Origin of the sequence: Roseospira visakhapatnamensis (genome assembly GCF_014197915.1) — a bacterium.
GTDB lineage: Bacteria > Pseudomonadota > Alphaproteobacteria > Rhodospirillales > Rhodospirillaceae > Rhodospira > Rhodospira visakhapatnamensis.
In genome coordinates this window covers 33,004-52,676 of the sequence record NZ_JACIGK010000018.1, presented here as the reverse complement: position 1 = coordinate 52,676, position 19,673 = coordinate 33,004, and the positions used below count along the sequence as shown (strand labels likewise).

At 68.7% G+C, this 19,673-nt stretch carries 15 protein-coding genes; 8 read left to right on the top strand and 7 right to left on the bottom strand.

Going from position 1 to position 19,673, the window contains the following annotated elements; genetic code table 11:
• The first annotated feature begins 21 nt into the window (after positions 1 to 21).
• Both GGD89_RS12375 and GGD89_RS12370 read left to right on the top strand, forming a co-directional pair.
• Positions 22 to 897, top strand: coding sequence for a protein phosphatase 2C domain-containing protein (locus GGD89_RS12375; protein WP_184045689.1), 876 nt, complete (start codon positions 22 to 24; stop codon positions 895 to 897).
• A gap of 36 nt (positions 898 to 933) precedes the next feature.
• Positions 934 to 1,428, top strand: a complete 495-nt coding sequence (locus tag GGD89_RS12370; protein ID WP_184045687.1) for a GNAT family N-acetyltransferase — start codon at positions 934 to 936, stop codon at positions 1,426 to 1,428.
• Between the two features lie 19 nt (positions 1,429 to 1,447).
• On the opposite strand, the gene GGD89_RS12365 is transcribed toward GGD89_RS12370, so the two are convergent.
• Complete coding sequence (locus GGD89_RS12365) at positions 1,448 to 2,299, bottom strand: acyl-ACP desaturase (RefSeq protein WP_184045685.1); 852 nt, start codon at positions 2,297 to 2,299, stop codon at positions 1,448 to 1,450.
• A 767-nt stretch (positions 2,300 to 3,066) separates the two neighbouring features.
• Here GGD89_RS12365 and GGD89_RS12360 point away from each other — a divergent pair.
• The 5 genes from GGD89_RS12360 (at position 3,067) to GGD89_RS12340 (ending at position 11,747) form a co-directional block, all read left to right on the top strand.
• A complete protein-coding gene (locus tag GGD89_RS12360) occupies positions 3,067 to 4,008 on the top strand; it encodes an ABC transporter substrate-binding protein (RefSeq protein WP_184045683.1) in 942 nt (313 codons plus the stop codon).
• 461 nt (positions 4,009 to 4,469) lie between these two features.
• Positions 4,470 to 6,272, top strand: a complete 1,803-nt coding sequence (locus GGD89_RS12355; RefSeq protein WP_184045681.1) for a methyl-accepting chemotaxis protein — start codon at positions 4,470 to 4,472, stop codon at positions 6,270 to 6,272.
• A gap of 613 nt (positions 6,273 to 6,885) precedes the next feature.
• Positions 6,886 to 9,243, top strand: coding sequence for a methyl-accepting chemotaxis protein (locus GGD89_RS12350; protein WP_184045679.1), 2,358 nt, complete (start codon positions 6,886 to 6,888; stop codon positions 9,241 to 9,243).
• A gap of 67 nt (positions 9,244 to 9,310) precedes the next feature.
• A complete protein-coding gene (locus GGD89_RS12345; protein WP_184045677.1) occupies positions 9,311 to 9,622 on the top strand; it encodes an STAS domain-containing protein in 312 nt (103 codons plus the stop codon).
• A 325-nt stretch (positions 9,623 to 9,947) separates the two neighbouring features.
• Entirely contained in the window at positions 9,948 to 11,747 is a 1,800-nt protein-coding gene (locus tag GGD89_RS12340; RefSeq protein ID WP_184045675.1) for a SpoIIE family protein phosphatase, read from the top strand.
• Positions 11,748 to 11,819: 72 nt separating this feature from the next.
• Here GGD89_RS12340 and GGD89_RS12335 read toward each other — a convergent pair whose 3' ends face one another.
• From GGD89_RS12335 to GGD89_RS12325, 3 genes are all read right to left on the bottom strand, one after another.
• A complete protein-coding gene (locus GGD89_RS12335; protein WP_184045673.1) occupies positions 11,820 to 12,302 on the bottom strand; it encodes a methyltransferase family protein in 483 nt (160 codons plus the stop codon).
• Positions 12,299 to 12,940 (bottom strand): histidine phosphatase family protein, encoded by a 642-nt coding sequence (locus tag GGD89_RS12330; RefSeq protein WP_184045671.1) that lies wholly within the window; start codon positions 12,938 to 12,940, stop codon positions 12,299 to 12,301. Before GGD89_RS12330 ends, GGD89_RS12335 begins: the two co-directional genes overlap by 4 nt.
• Before the next feature lie 231 nt (positions 12,941 to 13,171).
• Positions 13,172 to 13,597, bottom strand: a complete 426-nt coding sequence (locus tag GGD89_RS12325) for an RrF2 family transcriptional regulator (RefSeq protein ID WP_184045669.1) — start codon at positions 13,595 to 13,597, stop codon at positions 13,172 to 13,174.
• 365 nt (positions 13,598 to 13,962) lie between these two features.
• On the opposite strand from GGD89_RS12325, the gene hcp reads away from it, so the two are divergent.
• The gene (gene hcp / locus GGD89_RS12320) at positions 13,963 to 15,618 is read left to right on the top strand and encodes a hydroxylamine reductase (protein WP_184045667.1); all 1,656 of its coding nucleotides are present in this window, start codon (positions 13,963 to 13,965) and stop codon (positions 15,616 to 15,618) included.
• A 20-nt stretch (positions 15,619 to 15,638) separates the two neighbouring features.
• Here the strand turns inward: hcp and GGD89_RS12315 are convergent, their stop codons facing one another.
• The 3 genes from GGD89_RS12315 to GGD89_RS12305 form a co-directional block, all read right to left on the bottom strand.
• Entirely contained in the window at positions 15,639 to 17,297 is a 1,659-nt protein-coding gene (locus GGD89_RS12315) for an ABC transporter ATP-binding protein (protein ID WP_184045665.1), read from the bottom strand.
• A complete protein-coding gene (locus tag GGD89_RS12310; RefSeq protein WP_246423077.1) occupies positions 17,297 to 18,409 on the bottom strand; it encodes an ABC transporter permease in 1,113 nt (370 codons plus the stop codon). Before GGD89_RS12310 ends, GGD89_RS12315 begins: the two co-directional genes overlap by 1 nt.
• A 169-nt stretch (positions 18,410 to 18,578) precedes the next feature.
• On the bottom strand, positions 18,579 to 19,673 hold the full coding sequence (locus GGD89_RS12305) for a microcin C ABC transporter permease YejB (RefSeq protein ID WP_184045663.1): 1,095 nt from the start codon (positions 19,671 to 19,673) through the stop codon (positions 18,579 to 18,581).

Here is a 19,673-nt window from a genome sequence, read left to right as displayed (position 1 = left end):
CGGGAGCCGGGGGAGGGTGACGTGACCGCCAACGACGACCAGCAGGACGGCCCGGTGCGCGGGGACCAGGATCGCGCGCCGGAAGGGACCCCGGGTCGGATCGGGGGCGGGGTCGGCCTGGGTCTGCCGGTGACCTCGGCGGCGCTGACCGACGTGGGCCTGATGCGGGCGGAGAACCAGGACGCGGTGCTCGACCGGTCCGATGCGGGCCTGTGGGCGGTGGCCGACGGCATGGGAGGCCACGCCGAGGGCGCGCTCGCCAGCCGGTCGGTGGTGAGGGGCCTTGCGACGGTGGCCGACGATCCCCCGGGTACCCCGCGCGACGTTTTGCAGGCCTGCGGACAGGCGCTGGGCGCGAGCCACAGGCAGTTGCTGGCCCGGGCGGCGCGCGCGGGAGGGCTGCGGCCGCCGGGTTCAACCGTGGTGGCGCTGCTGCTGCGCGACCGCCATGCCCTGTGCCTGTGGGCGGGGGACAGCCGGGCCTATCGGTTGCGGGACGAGGGTCTGGAGTGCCTGACGCGCGACCATACGGTGGTTCAGGACATGATCGACGCCGGTGTCCTGAGCCCGGCGGCGGCGGCGGCGCATCCGGCCCGGCATGCCCTGACCCGCGCGGTGGGCGCGGTCGACGACCTGGTGCTGGAGCAGACCCGCCATCCGGTGCGGCCCGGCGACTTGTTCCTGCTGTGCAGCGACGGGGTCTGTGGTGTGCTGTCGGACGGCGCCCTGGCGTCGGTGCTGCGGGCGGGCCTGGCCAGTGGCGACGACGACGGCGCGCGGGTCCGGGCCATTGTCGAGGCCGTGCGTCGCGCTGTGCTGGACGCAGGGGCGCCGGACAACCTGTCCGTGGTGGCGATCCTGACCGGGGTGTCGGCCGATGGCGTCGCCGCGTCCTGATCCGAGGTCGTTTCTTTGCCGGAAGGATGCTCGGCCATGATCGCCCGCCCGGACCACCCCGCCCCGCTTGTGCGCATGGCCGCCGCCGGAGACTGGCCGCAGTGGCGGGCGCTGTGGCGCGGCTACTGCGAGTTCTATGACGTGGCGGTGGCCGATGACGTGACGGCCGAGACCTGGCGGCGCTGCCTGGACACGACGCTTCCGGCGCTGCGCTGCCTGGTGGCGGAAAGTCGGCCGGTTGGTGGGGACCGGGGCCGGGTGGTCGGCTTCGCCACCCTGCTGGAGCATCCGGGCACATGGTCCATCGCGCCGGTGGGCTACCTGGAGGATCTGTTCGTGCATCCGGAGGCCCGCCGCCGGGGCGTGGCCGGGGCGCTTCTCCACGCCTGCGCCGCGTTCGGGCGCCAGGCCGGCTGGGTCAAACTGTACTGGCGCACCGGGGCGTCCAACACCGCCGCCCAGGCCCTTTACGACCGCGTTGGAGTTCGCACCGACTGGGTGGTCTACGACTGGGTCCTGGACCGGCGGTGATCGCGGGCGCGACGCTCGCTCACGCGGCCATGGAGTGCCCCGGCCGGGCCCGACCGGCGCGCACCTCGTCGGCCATGCGCCACAGGCGGAAGCGGAGGTAGCGCCACAGGGCACCGCTGGCCAGCCGCCCCAGCCGGCCCTGGGGATTCAGGCCGGCGGCCTTCAACGCCATGGCGCTGCCGCGTTCGACATGCGTCAGGCGGTAGCGCGAGAAGGCCCGCGCGGCGTAGGCGCGGGCGCTGGTGGCGCGATCATAGGGGCGGTCGGGGGTGTTGGCGCAATGGTAGGCGAAGGCGAGTTCGTCGTCCTCGGTTTCCTGCATGCGCGACAGGGCCACCAGCAGACGGCGTCCCCGCGAGACGTTCTCGCGGGCGAGCGTGGTCTGGAGGGTGGTGTAGAACAGCTTGTAATGGCGGAACTCGTCGCCGGCGATGCGCCGGCAGATGTCCTTCAGCACCGGTTCCTCGGCGGCGTCGCGAAGCGCCGAATAGAAGCTGCTGGTGCCGGTTTCGACGATGCAGCGGGCGACCATCTCCCCGGTCCGGGAGCCGCGCACCGACTGCGAGACGTCGGTGGGGATCACATAGCCCTCGACGAAGCGCCGGAAGGTGGCCTGGAAGTCGAAACCGGGGTCGGCCCGTTCGGCCCAGCGGCCCAGGGCGTCGCCATGGCGGGTTTCCTCTTCCGCCCACAGATCCACCGCGGCGCCGAAGGCCGGATCGTCGTGGAATACGTTCCGCAGATACAGGGCATACTGGGCGCTGTTGCGTTCCGTCAACGCGGCGGCCTTGATGATGCGGAGCATCTCCGCGTCCACGCGCGTCGGGTCGAACGCATCCCAGGGGATATCGTCGAGGGTCCAGACCGACATGATCCTCACCGTGGTTTTCGTGTGCCGCGCGGCGCCAGGGCCGAAGCCGAGTGCGAGCGTGGGGATGACCAGACAGTGGTGAAACGCCATCCGGCGACGTGTGTGTGACAGGCAGGGATGTGACAGGATGGCGCGTCGCGGCGCCGGGGTCTTTGATCGAAGCCCGGAATATACGATCCCAACCGCCACCTGACAAAGGAAACGGACTCGCGATACCCATGGGTGTGAGCGGGGGCGATCATGGGACGGCCCGGGCGGCGCGCCTGTGTTCGGCGGCGCGGAGCGGAGAAAGGCGTGGTTGAGCCGGTGCGTGGGCGTCGGGGCCTAATCGTGTGCCAGGGGGCCGGTGCCTGGGCGTATGTGACATCAAGTTTTCGTGACTGTATAAAATTTTTAGTTGTATACAATAAAATACTTCCATAAATGGGATGAAGCTCCCACTAAGGGCGTTCGTCACCTGTAAAAACCATGACTTTAACCGAATCTAAACGTGTCGGTCTCATTAATTGAAACGGGCACAAAAAACGGGTTTCGCGGAACATCACGTCTGCACAAATCCGTGAACGCGAGTCTCACGAGCACCTGGGGATAGGCGCGAGCCGGTCGGTTTGCTTGGTCCCGGTTCCGCGTCCGCGCGCGGGCCAAGGGATGCCGAGATCCAGGCGGGCGTGGTGATCGCGTGTCGGGGGGGCGACCGCAGTGCGAAGCCTCCCAACGGCCAGCCTTCATGGCCGTCGGCGGCGGATGAAACGTGGAGGGATCCGTTCATGAAACGACTGTTCTTGGCGACGTGCGGGCTGGCCGCACTGATGACGATGGCGACCGCCAACCCGGTCTGGGCGGTTGATGTCGGGGTCACCTGGCAAGGGGACTCGGGCATGACCAACAGGGTGGTGGCCGGCTTCAAGGAGCGCATGGCGGAGGTGGCGCCGGACGTCGACCTGGATATCCGGGGGCCCCTCGACGACAAGGCGGCCCTGCGGGCGGCCGTCGATGACTTCGAGGCCAACAAGGATGCCATGGTCGTGCTGCGCTCCAACGGCAGCCTTCTTCTGACCGAGCGTCCGCCCGGCATTCCGACCCTGATCGGCGGCGGCAACCATCCGCCGTCCCTGGGCGTGATCCAGAACATGGACGCGCCGGAGGGCAACATCACCGGCGTCACGTACTTCATTCCCCATGATGTGCCGTTGCAGAGCTACGTCACCATCCTGCCCGAGGCGACATCCATGTTGCTGGTCGTGCAGGAGGGACACCCCGGCGGTCTGGTCGATCAGGCCGGCACGATGGAAGCCTGCGACACCCTCGGCCTGACCTGCGACGTGGCCTTCGCGACATCCGTCGAGACGCTGCGCGAGACCATCTCCAGCAAGGCCGAGGATTATTCGGCGATCGTGCTGGGGAACACCCAGCTGACCATGGACGAGGGGGCCGCGGCCGTCGACGCGGCCGGCGACACGCCGGTCTTCGCGTATACAGGCAGGCCGGTCGAGGAGGGAGTCCTGGCCGGTTTCGTGGCCGACGACCACAAGCTCGGCAGGATGCTGGCCGATCGCCTGGTCCAGGTCGTGATCGACAAGACGCCCATCGCCGATATTCCGGTGGGGACGGACGATAATCCGATCCTCTACCTCAACATGACCACGGCGCAACGCCTGGGCGTGGAAGTCCCCTTCCAGATGTTGAGCACGGCAACGGTCATCGAGTAGAGCCGGCGGTGACGGTCCCCACGTGGGCGTCCGTTCAGGCTCCCCGTTAGCCGCGCCAGGGTGTGGTGGAATGGCCCATGGCCAGCCGCCCGTGGCCGTGCGTGGGGTGGTCCGGGCGCCAGAGGGGGCCGTCGTCGACTCGGCGGCACGAGACCGGCGCCACGGGGCCTCCGAGAGGGAGGCCGGGCGACGTCCCGAAGAGTCCGGATAACAGGACTGCGCGCGGGGCGTTGTCGGGCGAGGAGATCTTGATCATGGCATACGCCAATCGTTTTGGGGCTGACAGCGGTATTCCGTTACGGGACGAGGCGACAGCGGGGTCCGGCTTTTCAAAGAAGGCGCCTGGCAGACTCAGCAGACGGTGGACCATCGGTTACAAGATCACGTCCGCCGTCACGGCTTCCATCATTGTATTGCTGGGCGCCTTGATCATATTCGCGGCCAGCGCCCAAAAAAGCGCGATGATCGAGTTGTCCGATGACGCCGCGCGGGAAATCACTGAACTGATGGCGTTGCAAATGGGGGCGGCGGTCAAGTTCAACCAGTCCACGGCCCTGGAGCAGATCTTCACGCCGCAGACATCCCGGGACGGGTCCAGCATTGCCTCGCTGAGGGTGATCGACCGTGATGGGACGACGGTGGCGCGTTACGAGTCCGACCGACTGGACGCGGCGCCGATCGCGGAGGGAGGGGCCTCCTCCCGGGACGACCTCACGGTCACGGACATCGGCAGTCATGTGCTGGTCGCCGCGCCGATCGTCTACGGCAAGGATGCCGTCCAGGTGGGCACCCTGGTCGTGGGCTGGAGCCGTGCCCTGATCAAGGCCCAGGCCACCGCCTCGGCCCTGACCGTGGCGGGGGTCGCGGTCGGCATCGTGGTGGGCTTGATGGCCCTGCTTCACATTCTCCTGCGCGGCATCGTGACCCGGCCGGTGTCCACGTTGCAGGCGGCCATGAGCCGACTGGCCGAGGGCGACGTATCGGTGTCCGTTCCCAGCACGGAGCGGGGCGACGAGATCGGCGGCATGGCCAACGCCGTGCAGGTGTTCAAGGAAAACAGCCGCAAGATCGAGGCCCTCCAGGCCGAGCAGGAGGCCGCCCACCGCCGCAACGCGCGACGCGTCAGGACCGAGATGTTCGCGCTGACCAACGCGCTGGACGAGGAGGTGCGCAGCGCCATCGCCATCGTCCAGCAGCAGACCGAGGCCATGCATGGCGCCGCCGTGGAGATGGCCTCGGCCGTGCAACACACCGAGACAGGGGCCGGCGCGGCCTCGTCGGCGTCCCAGGAGTCCTCGGCCAGCGTGGACGCCGTGGCGGCGGCGGCCGAGGAGATGGCCAGCTCCATCAGCGAGATCAGCCGCCAGGTGTCCGGCGCCTCGGACATCGCCCACCGGGCGGCGCGTCAGGCGGAAGGCACCAACGACCGCATCCAGGGCCTGGCCGAGGCGGCCGACAAGATCGGCGAGGTGGTCAACCTGATCAGCGACATCGCCAAGCAGACCAATCTTCTGGCGCTCAATGCGACGATCGAGGCGGCGCGCGCCGGCGAGGCCGGCAAGGGCTTCGCGGTGGTGGCCAACGAGGTCAAGACCCTGGCCACCCAGACGGCCAAGGCCACCGACGACATCGCCGAGCAGATCGGCGGCATGCAGGCGGCGACACGGGACGCGGTGGAGGCGATCCAGGGCATTGTCTCGGTGATTCGGGAGATCAACGAGATCACCACGGCGGTGTCGGCGGCGGTGGAGGAACAGACGGCGGCGACCGGCGAGATCAGCCAGAATGCCCAGCAGGCCGCGCACAGCACCCAGGAGGCGTCCGACAACATCGCGGCGGTGTCGGGCAGCGCGGAAACGACGGGCCGGCACGCCGGCGACGTGCGGCAGTCGGCGAAGGAGGTCCGGGAACGGGTCCAGCAGATGCAAGAGTCCTTGGAACGGATCGTCCGCGCGGGCAGCGCCGAGGACCGCGAGGCCAATGCGCTGCGCACCCTGAATCTGGCGGTGACGGTGGATCTGGGCGACGGGCAGCGGCGTGCCTGCCTGTTGCAGGACGTGGCCCCGGGTGGCGTGGGCACCCTGGACCGCTCCCTGACCGCCGAGCGGGGCCAGACCTTCGGCATCGACATCCCGGGCATGGGCTCCTTGTCCGGCATGGTGGTGGCCCAGACCGAGGCGGCCACCCACATTCGCCTGGACATGAGCGAGGCCGAGGTGCGCGCCTTTGAATCCTTCGTGCGCCAGCGGGGCGTGAGCCGGTAACCGGCGGCGGAGGCGCGCGTCCGGCACGGTCTCCGGCGCCGGACGCTGGCGAGTCGGACCCGGTCGCCGGGTCGGGCCGCTGTCGCCTGTCCTCGCGACCGGACTCGAACAGGATGCGGCCCGATATCCATAACTGAGAGTTGAATTTCTTCCCCGTTCTTTTAGGAACGAGCAAAGACGTCGGTCAGGAGTGGCCGCGTGATCGCGGCTTCTGTATTAGAAAGCGAAAAGGTCCTGATATAGATCTCTGTATTTGGTGAGTCCGGGTATCTTTTTGTAACACCCTTCCGTGTTGGCCTCTGATTTTCAGTCATGTACGCTTCGGACTGAGTGCCGTGGCGACGCAACGGTTTTGTTTGTCGGGATCCAGAGCGTGATCCGAAGAGGCGAACCTATTATAAAGCGCTCATATAAGTTGTGATGCCCCGGTCGAACGGAGTCGCCAGGCAGCATGGCGAGCCAGGAAGAGTCGAGTCCGAACATCGCGCGGTCCGCGTCAGGGACCCGTCCGGAACCTCGTTCGGATCGTAGGATGCCGGACCACGGTTCGGTGGAGACGCTCGCCTTGGTGTCTCCCGACGTGATCCGAACAGCAATCAGGGGCGATTTCTTCATGACAAAGCTGGGATTGAAGGCGCAGATCAGCGTGGTGGCCGCGGGCATGGTCGTGGTGGCGCTGGTTCTGGCGACGGGGACCGCCCTCTACCTCGTACGCGCCGCCTTGCACGACGGCGCCATGAGAATCACGAACCAGGCGGCCGACGTCGCCGCCAACACCGTCCAGCGCGACCTGGAGGACGCCTTTACCGTGGCCCGCGACAATGCCCTCGTCCTGGAGGCGATGCGCGCTGGCGAGGTGACCGATCGTCGCCAGTACTCCAGCGTCCAGCGTGCCTTGCTGGAGGGGCATGAGGAGTTGCTGGGGGTGTGGACGGGTTGGGAGCCCGATGCCCTGGACGGGCGTGACGCCGCCTTCGCCGATACCGAAGGCCATGACGCCACCGGCCGTTTCCTGGAGTACTGGTACCGAAGCGACGGAACGATCGCGCGCGACATTTTGCTGGACTACGAAACGCCGGGAGCCGGCGACTATTACCTGATTCCGCGCAACAGCAACCGGGAGACCATTCTCGAGCCCTACCTGTATCCCGTCGGCGGGAAAGAGGTTCTCATCACCACGCTGGCCGTGCCGATCCATCATGGCGGCCAGGTGGTCGGAGTCGCCGGCGTGGACGTGGCGCTGGCGTCCATCCAGCGTGACCTGGCGGCCATTCGGCCGATGGACGCCGGCTGGGTCACGCTGGTGACCGAGAACGGTACGATCCTGGCGGACCGGAGTCCGGAGGTGGTGGGGCGAAAGGCCGCCGAGGCCGGCTTTGGCGACGCGGTCCTGGCGGCCATCGACGGCGGCCGATCCTACATCGACGAACGGGCGACCAGCATCGACGGGATCCCGGTGCTGCGCGTCGTGTCGCCACTGAAGATCGGTCACACCGACACGACGTGGACGGTGGTCACCAACATTCCCAGCGCGGCGGCCCTGGCGGACGTCAACGACATCACCTGGAAACTGCTGACCCTGACCGTGGTCGTGGCGGGTGTCGCGGTGGCGTTGGCCTGGTTCTCCGGGCGACAGGTCAGCAATCCGATCGTGGCCATGACCACCGCGATGGGACGTCTGGCCAAGGGCGACCTTTCGGTGGAAACCCCCGGGATGGATCGTCGCGACGAGATCGGGGCGATGGCCTCGGCGGTCGAGGTGTTCAAGGAGAACAGCCGCAAGATCGAGGCCCTGCAGGCCGAGCAGGAAGCCGCCCACCGCCGCAACGCGCGGCGGGTCCAGACCGAGATGTTCGCGCTGACCAACGCGCTGGACGAGGAGGTGCGCAGCGCCATCGCCATCGTCCAGCAGCAGACCGAGGCCATGCATGACGCGTCGGTGGAGATGACGGACGCCATCGACCACACCGAGCAGGGGGCCGGCGCGGCCTCGGCGGCATCCCAGGAGTCCTCCGCCAGCGTGGACGCCGTGGCGGCGGCGGCCGAGGAGATGTCCAGTTCCATCGGCGAGATCAGCCGCCAGGTGTCCGGAGCCTCGGACATCGCCCACCGGGCGGCGCGTCAGGCGGAGGGCACCAACACACGAATCCAGGGTTTGGCCGAGGCGGCCGACAAGATCGGCGTGGTGGTCAACCTGATCAGCGACATCGCCAAGCAGACCAATCTTCTGGCGCTCAATGCGACGATCGAGGCGGCGCGCGCCGGCGAGGCCGGCAAGGGCTTCGCGGTGGTGGCCAACGAGGTCAAGACCCTGGCCACCCAGACGGCCAAGGCCACCGACGACATCGCCGAGCAGATCGGCGGCATGCAGGCGGCGACCCGCGAGGCGGTGGAGGCGATCCAGGGGATCGTGACGGTGATCGGCGAGATCAACGAGATCACGACCGGGGTGTCGGCGGCGGTGGAGGAACAGACGGCCGCCACCCGGGAGATCAGCCAGAACGCCCAGCAGGCGGCGCACAGCACCCAGGAGGCGTCCGACAACATCGCGGCGGTGTCGGGACGAGCGGAGACGACGGGCCGGCACGCGAGCGACGTGCGGCAATCGGCGGAAGAGGTCCGGGAACGGGTCCAGCACATGCAGGATGCCCTGGAGCGGATCATCCGCGCCGGCAGCGCGGCGGACCGCGAGGCCAACGCGCTGCGCACCCTGAACCTGGCCGTGACGGTGGATCTGGGCGACGGGCAGCGGCGCGCCTGCCTGTTGCAGGACGTGGCGGCCAGCGGCGTCGGCACCCTGGACCGCTCCCTGACCGCCGACCGGGGTCAGACCTTCGGCATCGACATCCCGGGCATCGGGCACCTGTCCGGCGTCGTGGTGGCCCAGACGGCGGCGAGCACGCACATCCGTCTGGACATGAGCGAGGCCGAGGTGCGAGCCTTCCACAACTTCGTGAGCAAGCGGGCTTGATCGGCCGGCGACGGTCGCGGAGACTTGCCGCGTGGGGGCCTGTGCCAAGGACCAAGGAGATGGATCGGTGAAGCACGAAATCAGGAACGAACTCGACAAAGCCGTTTTGGTCCTGTCGGATCAGTTGGTTGACGCCGACCGGGCGGCGTTCGAGCGCGTGGTGATGCAGGTTGTGGGATCCGGAGCGCGCATGATCGAGGTGGACTTCAAGGACCTCACCTATATGGACTCGGCCGGGCTGGGCCTTCTGCTCACGCTACGCGAACAGGCGGAGAAGGCGCGCGCCAAGGTCATCCTGGCCAATCCTAAGGGATCCGTGCGGGAGATTCTGGAACTGGCCCGATTCGATACCCTGTTCAGCATTCAGCACGCCCCCTGATCCCCTCGGCCGGCGGAGATGCCCGAGTCCGGACTGTGCGGTCCGGGTGCCCGGGACTGCCGCCCCGGAGACGTCTGGGGGGCGTCCGGCCTCCCTGGGGGGCTCTGGCGCGGTACCGGTCGGGGCTCGTGTCGCCGGGCCGCGTGTCAACGGGCCGCGTCTTCCATTGTCATGTCCGACACCGTCGAGAGGAAAGGGCGGGGCCTGATGTCTGCCCCGCCCCGCGCCATTGCCAGCGGTCCGTTCGTGACCGCGCCGGGCGCGTGTGCCGTCGCCCGCGACGGTCGGCTCGCGTCGCTCCGAAATCGAGAGGGACACCCACCGGATGGCCGCCACCCGCGCCTTGATCGTCGAGGACAACGCCCTGAACCGCCGCCTCCTGGTCGGGCAACTGGAAGCCATGGGCTACGAGACGGCGGTGGCCCATGACGGTGTCGAGGGTTGGGACATCCTGTCGCGCGAGGGCCAGCGGTTCGACGTGGTTCTCCTCGACCGGCGCATGCCGAACATGGACGGCATGGAGGTGCTGGCGCGGATCAAGGCATCCCCCACCCTTCAGGCCCTGCCGGTCATCATGCAGACCGCCGCCGACAGCCAGCAGGAGATCATCGAGGGCATCAAGGCCGGGGTGTACTACTACCTGACCAAGCCGTTCGAGCCCGCCGTGCTGCTGTCGGTGACCGCCTCGGCGGTGGCGGACTACGCCCGATACCGGAGCCTTCAGCGCGACGTCGACCAGCGCACGCAGGGCCTGGGCTTGATGCATGAGGGGACCTTTCGGTTCCGCACCGTGCGCGAGGGCCGCGACCTGTCGGTGATCCTGGCGTCGGCCATGCCCCATCCCCAGCGCGCGGTCATCGGCCTGTCGGAACTGATGATCAACGCGGTCGAGCATGGCAACCTCGGCATCACCTATGACGAGAAATCGGTGCTCTTGAAAGAGCGGCGCATGGAGCAGGAGATGGTCGACCGCCTCGCCCGGCCGGAGTACCGGGCCAAGCTGGTGGAGGTGGCCTTCGAACGCCATGCCGACCGACTGATGGTGACCATCACCGACGAGGGAGAGGGGTTCGACTGGCAGCGCTACATGGAGATGGACCCGACGCGGGTGTTCGATACCCACGGACGCGGGATCGCGCTGGCCCACGACCTGAGCTTCGACGCGCTGGAGTATCGGGGCCGGGGCAATCAGGTGGTGGCCACGGTCATGGTTGGCCGCGCGCCGGTCAAGGACGAGACGGCCGGCGAGACGACCGCGCCGGTTTCGCTGGGCGATCTGTCCGAGGGTGTCTCCAACGACATGCGCCTGTCGGCCATGCATGCGCGTCTGCGCGACACGCGCCAGGACCTGGAGGCGTTCAAGGCGCGCCTGGCCCAGGACCTGACGGCGGCGCGGGAGATGCAGCAGGATCTGTTGCCGCCGCCACAACTGCTGACCGACCTCCAGGCGCGGTTCCAGGTGCGCCTGGACAGCCATTTCGAGACCTCGTCGGAGCTGGGGGGCGACCTGTTCGGCCTGCGGGGGCTGGACGAGCACCGAATCGCGCTGTGGATGGTCGATTTCTCGGGCCATGGGGTGTCGGCCGCGCTCAACACCTTCCGCCTGCACACTCTGCTGGAAGACATGGTGGATGGCATGGACCAGCCGGGGGTGTTCCTGACGCGCCTGAACAACCGGCTGTCGGGGTTGCTGTCCACCGGTCAGTACGCCACCGCCCTGTATGGCGTGGTGGACCTGGAGGCCGACTGCCTGACCTACGCCGCCGCCGCCGCGCCGTCGCCGCTGTTCGTGTCCCTGGCCGATGGCACGGTGACCGCCGGCCTGGGGGCCGGGCTGCCGCTGGGCGTGATGTCGGGGGTGGACTACGACACCCGCACGGCGCCCTTCCCACGGGGCTCGCTGTTGTTCTTGTACAGCGATGCCCTGCTGGAGTGTGGCCGGGAGACCGGCGACGACCTGGGCAAGCAGGGCGTGCGCCGGTTGCTGTCGGAGTCGGCGGTGGCGCAGGGCGAGGGGTTCACCCTGGCGCGCTTCCTGGAGCCCTTCTTCGCCAAGGTGTCGCGGCCGTTGAGCGACGACCTGACGGCGCTCGCCTGCCTGCGGCCGGCGGACGCCGCCGCATGAGGCCACCCCGGCATGGGGCCTGGGGGCCTGGCGGGCCCTCGGCGGCGGCCTGGGTGGTGTTCGGGGCGGCGGTCAGATCCAGCGGCGGACGCGACGCCGGTAAGCGTCCCAGTCGGCGCCGAAGTGCGCCGCCAGAACCGCTTCCTCGCGCGGGACGAACATCCGGTCCAGCCACAGGGCCAGCGCCACCGGTCCCAGCCACGGAGTCAGATGGCCCATCACCAGGGCCGTGCCGACGAGCGTGATCACCAGGCTGAGGTACATGGGGTTGCGGGTCAGCCGGAACGGTCCGGCCTCGACGAGGCGCGATCCGCCGTGAAACAGGCGCGGCGTCGCCCCGGCCCGCATGAACGTCAGGGTGGCGGCGGCGCCGAGGATCAGGCCCAGGCCCATCAAGGCCATGCCGGCGATGGTCCAGGGCCAGGGCGTCAGGAGCGGTCCGGGACCCGTCCTGGACAGCAGGATCATCGCGCCCAGGGCCACCAGGGTCGCCAGCGGCGGTGGCAGGGTGGCCAGCCGCCGCCAAAGCGACCCGGCTTCGTGGGCGTCTGTCATGCGGCGGAGTCCTTGACCGGCTTGATCGGGATCGGCGTGCCGTCCAGGTCTTCCAAGCGCCATGGCGGCCGTCCGTCCGGTGGTGGATCGATCGGCACGAAGCGCACCGGCGCCGCGTTGCCCACCGCCGGCTTCACCTTGCCGAATCCCAGCTTGTAGAGCAGGGCCCGGAACGTGCCCGAATGGCCGACCACCAGGGCGGGCGCCGGCACGCGCAGCGCCGCCGCCGCCGCCCAGATGCGGTCCGCGAACTCGTCCCAGGTCTCGCCGCCCGGCGGGTCGTAGAAGGTGCCGGGCCGCAGATCCAGGGTCTTGCCCTCCAGGTCCCCCCAGTTCCGTTCATTCAGGCCGGGCTCGATGATCGGCGTCAGGCGCGCGCCCAGGCGCTCGATCAGGGGCGCGGCGGTCTGGTGGGTGCGGATGAGGCCGGTGACGACGACGCTCGCCAGCGGCAGGGCGGCCAGGGCGTCGGCCGCTTCGGCGGCCTGGGCATGCCCCAGGTCGGTCAACGGCGCGTCCAGCCAGCCGGCGACCAGATCCTCGGCGTTGGTGGTGCTCTGACCGTGGCGGATGAACCAGAACGGTCCGTCCAGGAGGGCGCGAACCGGCGGGGATGTATCGAGGGAGGCTGAACTCATGAGACTGGGGTTCCGGCTTGGCGATCAACAGGAGGAGGGGGGACGCACCCCGCTCCCGGCGGCGGACGACATCGGCGATACCCGGCTGGATCACGGCGGCGAGCCAGGGGGCAGACGGGTAGGCGGGGGGCAACCGCGCGTAGCTTACCCTTGCCGGTGGACGGGGCAAAGGCCGAGTGCGTCCCGTGGCGCGGGGAAACCGGGACCGCGCGGATCCGGCCCGTCCTTGGGTCAGGGATCCGCCTGCGGCCGGGGCGGCGGATAGGCGCAGTCGATCAGGCGGGTCGCGTCCAGTTCAAGGAAAAAGGCTTCGCGCGCCGCCGCCAGCCGTCCCTTGAGGCGACAGCCGGGCGTCAGGGTGCAGGCGCCGCCGTCGGGATCGAAGCACTCCACCAAGGCATGGTGCCCTTCCAGGGCGCGCGCCACCTCTCCCAGGGATATGGCCGATGCCGGGCGCGCAAGTTGAAACCCGCCGCCCACGCCGCGCCGGGTCACGATGAACCCGGCCTGCGCCAGATTGCGCACGACCTTGGTCAGGTGATGACGGGAAATGCGGAACTCCCGCGCCACTTCGTCGGTGGTGAACAGGCGGTCCGGCTCCCCGGCCAGACGCATCAGGGTTCGCAGTCCGAAGTCGGTAAAGGTGGTCAGACGCATGGGAGCGTTACCCATAGGCGTTAGGATGGCGTCGGGATGGGCTTCGCCAGGCCGACCGCGGCGCGCGTCACCGGTGGACACCCCTCCGCCCCCTTGGGACGTTCGGGATGAAGGCTGTGTGGACAGTATGGCATGTCTTCGATCCGAGCGAGCGTGGCGAGCCGACGGATCTCCCGAGACAGGAGACTCCCGGCCGGACGGCGCGACGTTCTCCGTGTCCCCGAAATCGAACGCCCAGGGCGTGTCCGTCCGGACAAAATAGGCATTTACAATACTGATTTTGACGACCTATTTTGGCACATCAAATGCGGATTTAGCGGATCCGTTGGAGAACGTCGAAACGGTCAGGGAAGGGATTAGGGGTCATGTTCTGCTTCCAGTGTGAAGAAACGTCGTCGCGGTCGGGCTGCACGGTCAAGGGGGTGTGCGGCAAGCCCGAGGAGACGGCAAGCCTTCAGGATCTGCTGCTGTTCAGCCTGCGCGGGCTGGCGTGGCACCTGGATCAACTGGCGGCGCGGGGGACACCCGACCGGTCTCATGACGCCTTCCTGCGTGAGGCCCTGTTCGCGACCATCACCAACGTGAACTGGTTGAACGACCGCTTCGAGGCGCTGATCGAGGATGCCCTGGACCGCCGCGACCGTCTGGCGGCCGGCATGGCGCCCGGCATGGCGCCCGGCATGGCGCCACGTGTCGATGCCCCGGAGGCCGCCACATGGCGCGGTCCGCGCGCCGCGTTCGTGGCCAAGGGTCAGGCGGTCGGCATCCTGTCGACCGTGGACGAGGATGTCCGCTCCCTGCGGGAGCTGCTGGTGATCGGCGTCAAGGGGATCGCCGCCTACGCGGCCCATGCCGCCGCCCTCGGCCGGGAAGACCGGGAGGTTGATACCTTCATCGTCGAGGCGCTGGCGTCCACCACCCGGGATCTGTCGCGCGATGCCATGGTCGATCTGGTCATGCGCGCGGGCGCCGTCGCCGTGAGCGCCATGGCGGCGTTGGACGAGGCGCACACGACCGCCTACGGCCATCCCGAGATGACGCGGATCAACATCGGTGTCGGCGCCAATCCGGGCATCCTGGTCAGTGGTCATGACCTGAAGGATCTGGAGGACCTGCTGGCGCAGACCGCCGGCACCGGTATCGACGTGTACACCCACGGCGAGATGCTGCCGGCGCATGCCTACCCCGCCTTCCGCCGCCATCCCCATCTGGTGGGCAACTACGGGGGCGCCTGGTGGCAGCAGACCAGCGAGTTCGAGTCCTTCAACGGCCCCATCCTTCTGACCACCAACTGCCTGGTCCCGCCGCGTCGAGACAACACCTATCTGTCCCGCCTCTACACGACGGGCGCCGTGGGCTATCCCGGCGCGGTCCATGTGGCGGATCGACCGGACGATGGCACCAAGGACTTCTCCGCCCTGATCGCCCAGGCGCGCGCCTGCGCGCCGCCGACGGCGATCGAGACCGGGACCGTGACCGCCGGCTTCGGGCATGCCCAGGTTCTGGCCCTGGCCGACACGGTCGTGGACGCGGTGTCGTCCGGCGCCATCCGTCGGTTCGTGGTCATGGCCGGGTGCGACGGGCGCCGCCGCGACCGGGCGTACTACACCGAGGTCGCGCGCGCCCTGCCCGAGAACGCCGTGATCCTGACCGCCGGCTGCGCGAAGTACCGCTACAACAAGCTGGATCTGGGGGAGATCGGCGGCATTCCCCGGGTTCTGGATGCCGGACAGTGCAACGATTCCTACTCCCTGGTGAAGGTCGCCCTGGCGCTCAAGGAGGTGATGGGCGCCGCCGACATCAACGACCTGCCCATCTCCTATGACATCGCCTGGTACGAGCAGAAGGCGGTGGCCGTCCTGCTGGCCTTGCTGTCGCTGGGCGTCAAGGGGATCCGCCTGGGGCCGACCCTGCCGGGCTTCCTGTCGCCGGCGGTCACCACGACCCTGGTGGAGACTTTCGGCCTTCGCCCCATCGCCTCCGTCGAGGACGATGTGCCGGCCATGATGGCCGGGCGGTAAGGGGCCAGAGGAGGGGGGCGTCAGCCGCCCCCCGTCCCGCCCCCCGTCCCGCTCTCCGTCCGCCCATTGTCCCGGACCTCCAGGTTGAAGGCGGCGGCCATCAGCGCTCGCGTGTAGGGCGTTTCCGGCGCATCCAGAACCCGGGCGGCGGGGCCGGCCTCGACCACCACGCCATCCTTCATCACCAGGATGTCATCGGCCAGCGCGCGCACCACCCGCAGGTCGTGACTGATGAACAGGTAGGCCAGCCGGTGGCGGTCCTGGATGTCGCGCAGCAGGTCCACGATCTGCGCCTGCACCGAGACATCAAGGGCGCTGGTGGGCTCGTCCAGCACCAGGAAGCGAGGCTTGAGCGCCAGCGCCCGGGCGATGGCCACGCGCTGGCGCTGGCCGCCGGAGAACTCGTGCGGGTAGCGGTGGCGGGTCTCCGGATCCAGGCCCACCTCGCGCAGGGCGTCGATGACCATGGCCTCGCGCGCGGCCGCGTCGGCGCCGATGCGGTGCACGGCCAGCCCCTCGCCGACGATCTGGCCGATGGACAGGCGCGGGCTGAGCGACCCGTAGGGATCCTGAAACACCACCTGCATCTGCCGGCGCAAGGGGCGCATGGCGCGCCAGGACATCCCGTCGACGCGGCCGCCCTGGAAGGTCACCGGTCCGACCGAGGAGATCAGCCGCAACAGTGCCAGCCCCAGGGTGGTCTTGCCCGATCCGCTCTCGCCCACCACGCCCAGGGTGTGGCCCTCGTGAACGGTCAGGGTAACGCCGTCCACCGCCTTGACGTGGCCGACCGTGTGGCGGATCACGCCCTTGCGGATGGGGAAGTGGACCTTCAGGCCGGTGGTGGCGATCACCGGCGCGGCGTCCCCGGGCGGCGGCCGAACCGCGCCCTGGGGTTGGGCGTCCATCAGCGCCCGGGTGTAGGGATGCGTGGGGTGGTCGAACAGGTCGGCGACCGGTCCGGCCTCGACGATCTCGCCGGCCTTCATCACGCACACCCGATCGGCGACGCGGCGCACGATGCCGAGGTCGTGGGTGATGAACAGCACCGCCATGCCGAAGCGATCCCGCAGGTCCGCCAGCAGGTCGAGAATTTGGGCCTGGATGGTCACGTCCAGCGCCGTCGTGGGCTCGTCGGCGATCAGCAGGTCGGGTTCGTTGGCCAGCGCCATGGCGATCATGACGCGCTGACGCTGGCCGCCGGACAACTCGTGGGGCAGCGCGCCCAGGCGGCGCTCGGCCTCGGGCAGGCCCACCAGGGTGAGCAGTTCGATCACCCGCGCCCGCAGCGCGGCGCCGGTCAGGCCCTTATGCAGCGTCACCACCTCTCCCACCTGCTTGCCGATGGCCTGCAGGGGATTGAGGGAGGTCATGGGCTCCTGGAAGATCATCGAGGCCGTGTCGCCCCGCGCCTGACGCAGCAGCGCGTCCGGGGCCGTCAGCATCTCTTGCCCGGCGAGCATGATGGAGCCGGACGGGTGATGGGCGCGGGGATAGGGCAACAGGCGGAGCACCGACAGGGCGGTGACCGACTTGCCGGACCCGCTTTCGCCCACCAGGGCCAGGGTCTCGCCGCGCCGGATGGAGAACGACACGCCGCGCACGGCCTCCACCGCGCGCGGCCCCCGGCCGAAGGTGACGGCCAGGTCGCGGACCTCCAGGACCACGTCGTCCGTCATCACAGGACCCCCTTGCGCGGGTCGAAGGCATCGCGAACGGCCTCGCCGACGAACACCAGCAGGGTGAGGGTGACGGCGATGACCATGAAACTGGTGATGCCCAGCCATGGGGCCTGGAGGTTGTCCTTGCCCTGGCGCAGCAACTCACCCAGCGAGGGCGCGCCCGGCGGCAACCCCAGCCCCAGGAAGTCCAGCGAAGTCAGCGCCACCAGGGACCCGGCCAGGATGAACGGCAGGAAGGTGAGTGTGGCCACCATGGCGTTGGGCAGCACGTGCTTGACCATGATCCCGGCGTCGGACATGCCCAGCGCGCGGGCGGCGCGCACGTAATCGAAGTTGCGCGCGCGCAGGAACTCGGCGCGCACCACGCCCACCAGCGCGGTCCAGGAAAACAGCATCAGCACGACGAGCAGGGTCCAGAACCCGGGAATCAAGACGCTGGAGACGATGATCAGGATGAACAGCTGCGGCAGGCCCGACCAGATCTCGATGAATCGCTGGAGGAGCAGGTCCAGCGTGCCGCCGAAGTAGCCCTGGACCGCGCCGGCGGCGACGCCGATCACCGACGAGACCAGCGTGAGCGTGAGCCCGAACAGCACCGACAGCCGGAAGCCGTACAGCAGCCGGGCGAACACGTCTCGGCCCTGGTCATCGGTGCCCAGCCAGTTCTCGGCGCTGGGCGGGGCGGGTGCCGGAACCGGCAGATCCTGGTTGACGGTCTGGTAAGAGAAGCGCACCGGCGGCCAGACCATGAAGCCCTTGTCTGCGATCAGGCCGGCCACGAAGGGGTCGCGGTAGACGGTCAGGGTGGGGAAGTCGCCGCCGAAGGTGGTTTCGGGATAGTCCGCGAGGACGGGCACATAGGGCGCGCCATCGTACCAGACGAGCAGGGGGCGGTCGTTGGCGATCAGTTCCGCGAACAGGCTGACGACGAACAGCACCAGGAAGATCCAGAGCGACCAGACGCCCCGCCGGTTGGCGCGGAAATTGGCCAGCCGCCGGCGCCAGAGCGGCCCCAACCGGTCCCGCGGGGGCGGTCGGGTGTCGGCGACACCGCTGTCGGAGGCGGAAAGCACACCACTGTCGTTCATGCGCTCATAGACCCGTTCCATCCACTCTGAACCGTCACGTGCGATGTCCAAGGCCCGCCCAATCGCCGGCGTGGCGTGGGGGAGGAGCCTGACCGGATCCGACCGATCGGCGGGCTCGTGGTCCTGTCGGATGGCACGGGCCGGGCGCCTCCCGGGGACGGCGGCGGCTGGGTCGCGTGACGGGCTCGCATCATACCTCCCGGCTTTCGAAGTCGATGCGTGGATCGATGACGTGATAGGTCAAATCCGAGATCAGGTTGAGCACCAGACCCAGCAGCGTGAAGACATAGAGCGTGCCGAACATCACCGGGTAGTCGCGATTGATGACGGCCTCGAAGCCCAGCAGGCCCAGGCCGTCCAGGCTGAAGATCACCTCGATCAGCAGCGATCCGGTGAACAGCATGCCGATCAGTGCCGCCGGGAAACCGGCCACCACCAGCAGCATGGCGTTGCGGAACACATGCCCGTAGAGGATCGCGCGCTCGGTCAGCCCCTTGGCGCGCGCGGTGACCACGTACTGCTTGTTGACCTCGTCCAGGAAGGCGTTCTTGGTCAACATGGTCAGGCTGGCGAAGCCGCCGATGACGATGGCGGTGACCGGCAGGGTCAGGTGCCAGAGGTAGTCGAGGACACGGTGCGGCCAGGACAGGTCCGCCCAGTTGTCCGAGACAAGCCCACGCAGCGGGAACAGGTCGAAGTAGCGGCCGCCCGCGAACAGCACGATCAGCAGGATGGCGAACAGGAACCCGGGCACCGCGTAGCCGATGATCACCGCCCAACTGGTGACGATGTCGAAACGGCTGCCGTCGCGCACCGCCTTGGCGATGCCCAGCGGGATGGACACCAGATAGATGATCAGCGTGGACCACACCCCCAGCGACACCGAAACCGGCATCTTTTCCCAGATCAGCGCCAGCACGCCGGTGCTGCGGTAGTAGCTCTCGCCCAGATCGAACGTGGCGTAGTTCACCAGCATGGTGATGTAGCGCTCGTGAAGGGGCTTGTCGAAACCGAACTGCTTCTCGATCTCGGCGATGAAGGCGGGATCCAGCCCGCGCGCGCCCTGATAGGCGCCGTTCCCGTCGCCGCCGCCGCCTCCGCCCGCTTCCCCCCCCGTGTTGCCGGAGATACGCGCTGTGGCATCCCCCGCCGTTCCCTGGATCTGGGCCAGCATCTGTTCGACCGGACCGCCGGGCGCGATCTGGACGATGAAGAAGTTGAGGGTGATGATCCCCACCAGGGTGAGCGGAATCAGCGCGAGACGGCGGACGATGTAGGCGAGCAT

Bases quoted from the DNA above. Each gene is read 5' to 3' on its own strand.
- GGD89_RS12370 (WP_184045687.1), top strand. From the start codon at position 934: ATGATCGCCCGCCCGGACCACCCCGCCCCGCTTGTGCGCATGGCCGCC.
- GGD89_RS12365 (WP_184045685.1), bottom strand. From the start codon at position 2,299: ATGTCGGTCTGGACCCTCGACGATATCCCCTGGGATGCGTTCGACCCG.
- GGD89_RS12360 (WP_184045683.1), top strand. From the start codon at position 3,067: ATGAAACGACTGTTCTTGGCGACGTGCGGGCTGGCCGCACTGATGACG.
- GGD89_RS12355 (WP_184045681.1), top strand. From the start codon at position 4,470: ATGATCGAGTTGTCCGATGACGCCGCGCGGGAAATCACTGAACTGATG.
- GGD89_RS12350 (WP_184045679.1), top strand. From the start codon at position 6,886: ATGACAAAGCTGGGATTGAAGGCGCAGATCAGCGTGGTGGCCGCGGGC.
- GGD89_RS12340 (WP_184045675.1), top strand. From the start codon at position 9,948: ATGGCCGCCACCCGCGCCTTGATCGTCGAGGACAACGCCCTGAACCGC.
- GGD89_RS12335 (WP_184045673.1), bottom strand. From the start codon at position 12,302: ATGACAGACGCCCACGAAGCCGGGTCGCTTTGGCGGCGGCTGGCCACC.
- GGD89_RS12330 (WP_184045671.1), bottom strand. From the start codon at position 12,940: ATGAGTTCAGCCTCCCTCGATACATCCCCGCCGGTTCGCGCCCTCCTG.
- GGD89_RS12325 (WP_184045669.1), bottom strand. From the start codon at position 13,597: ATGCGTCTGACCACCTTTACCGACTTCGGACTGCGAACCCTGATGCGT.
- hcp (WP_184045667.1), top strand. From the start codon at position 13,963: ATGTTCTGCTTCCAGTGTGAAGAAACGTCGTCGCGGTCGGGCTGCACG.
- GGD89_RS12315 (WP_184045665.1), bottom strand. From the start codon at position 17,297: ATGACGGACGACGTGGTCCTGGAGGTCCGCGACCTGGCCGTCACCTTC.
- GGD89_RS12310 (WP_246423077.1), bottom strand. From the start codon at position 18,409: ATGGAACGGGTCTATGAGCGCATGAACGACAGTGGTGTGCTTTCCGCC.
- GGD89_RS12305 (WP_184045663.1), bottom strand. From the start codon at position 19,673: ATGCTCGCCTACATCGTCCGCCGTCTCGCGCTGATTCCGCTCACCCTG.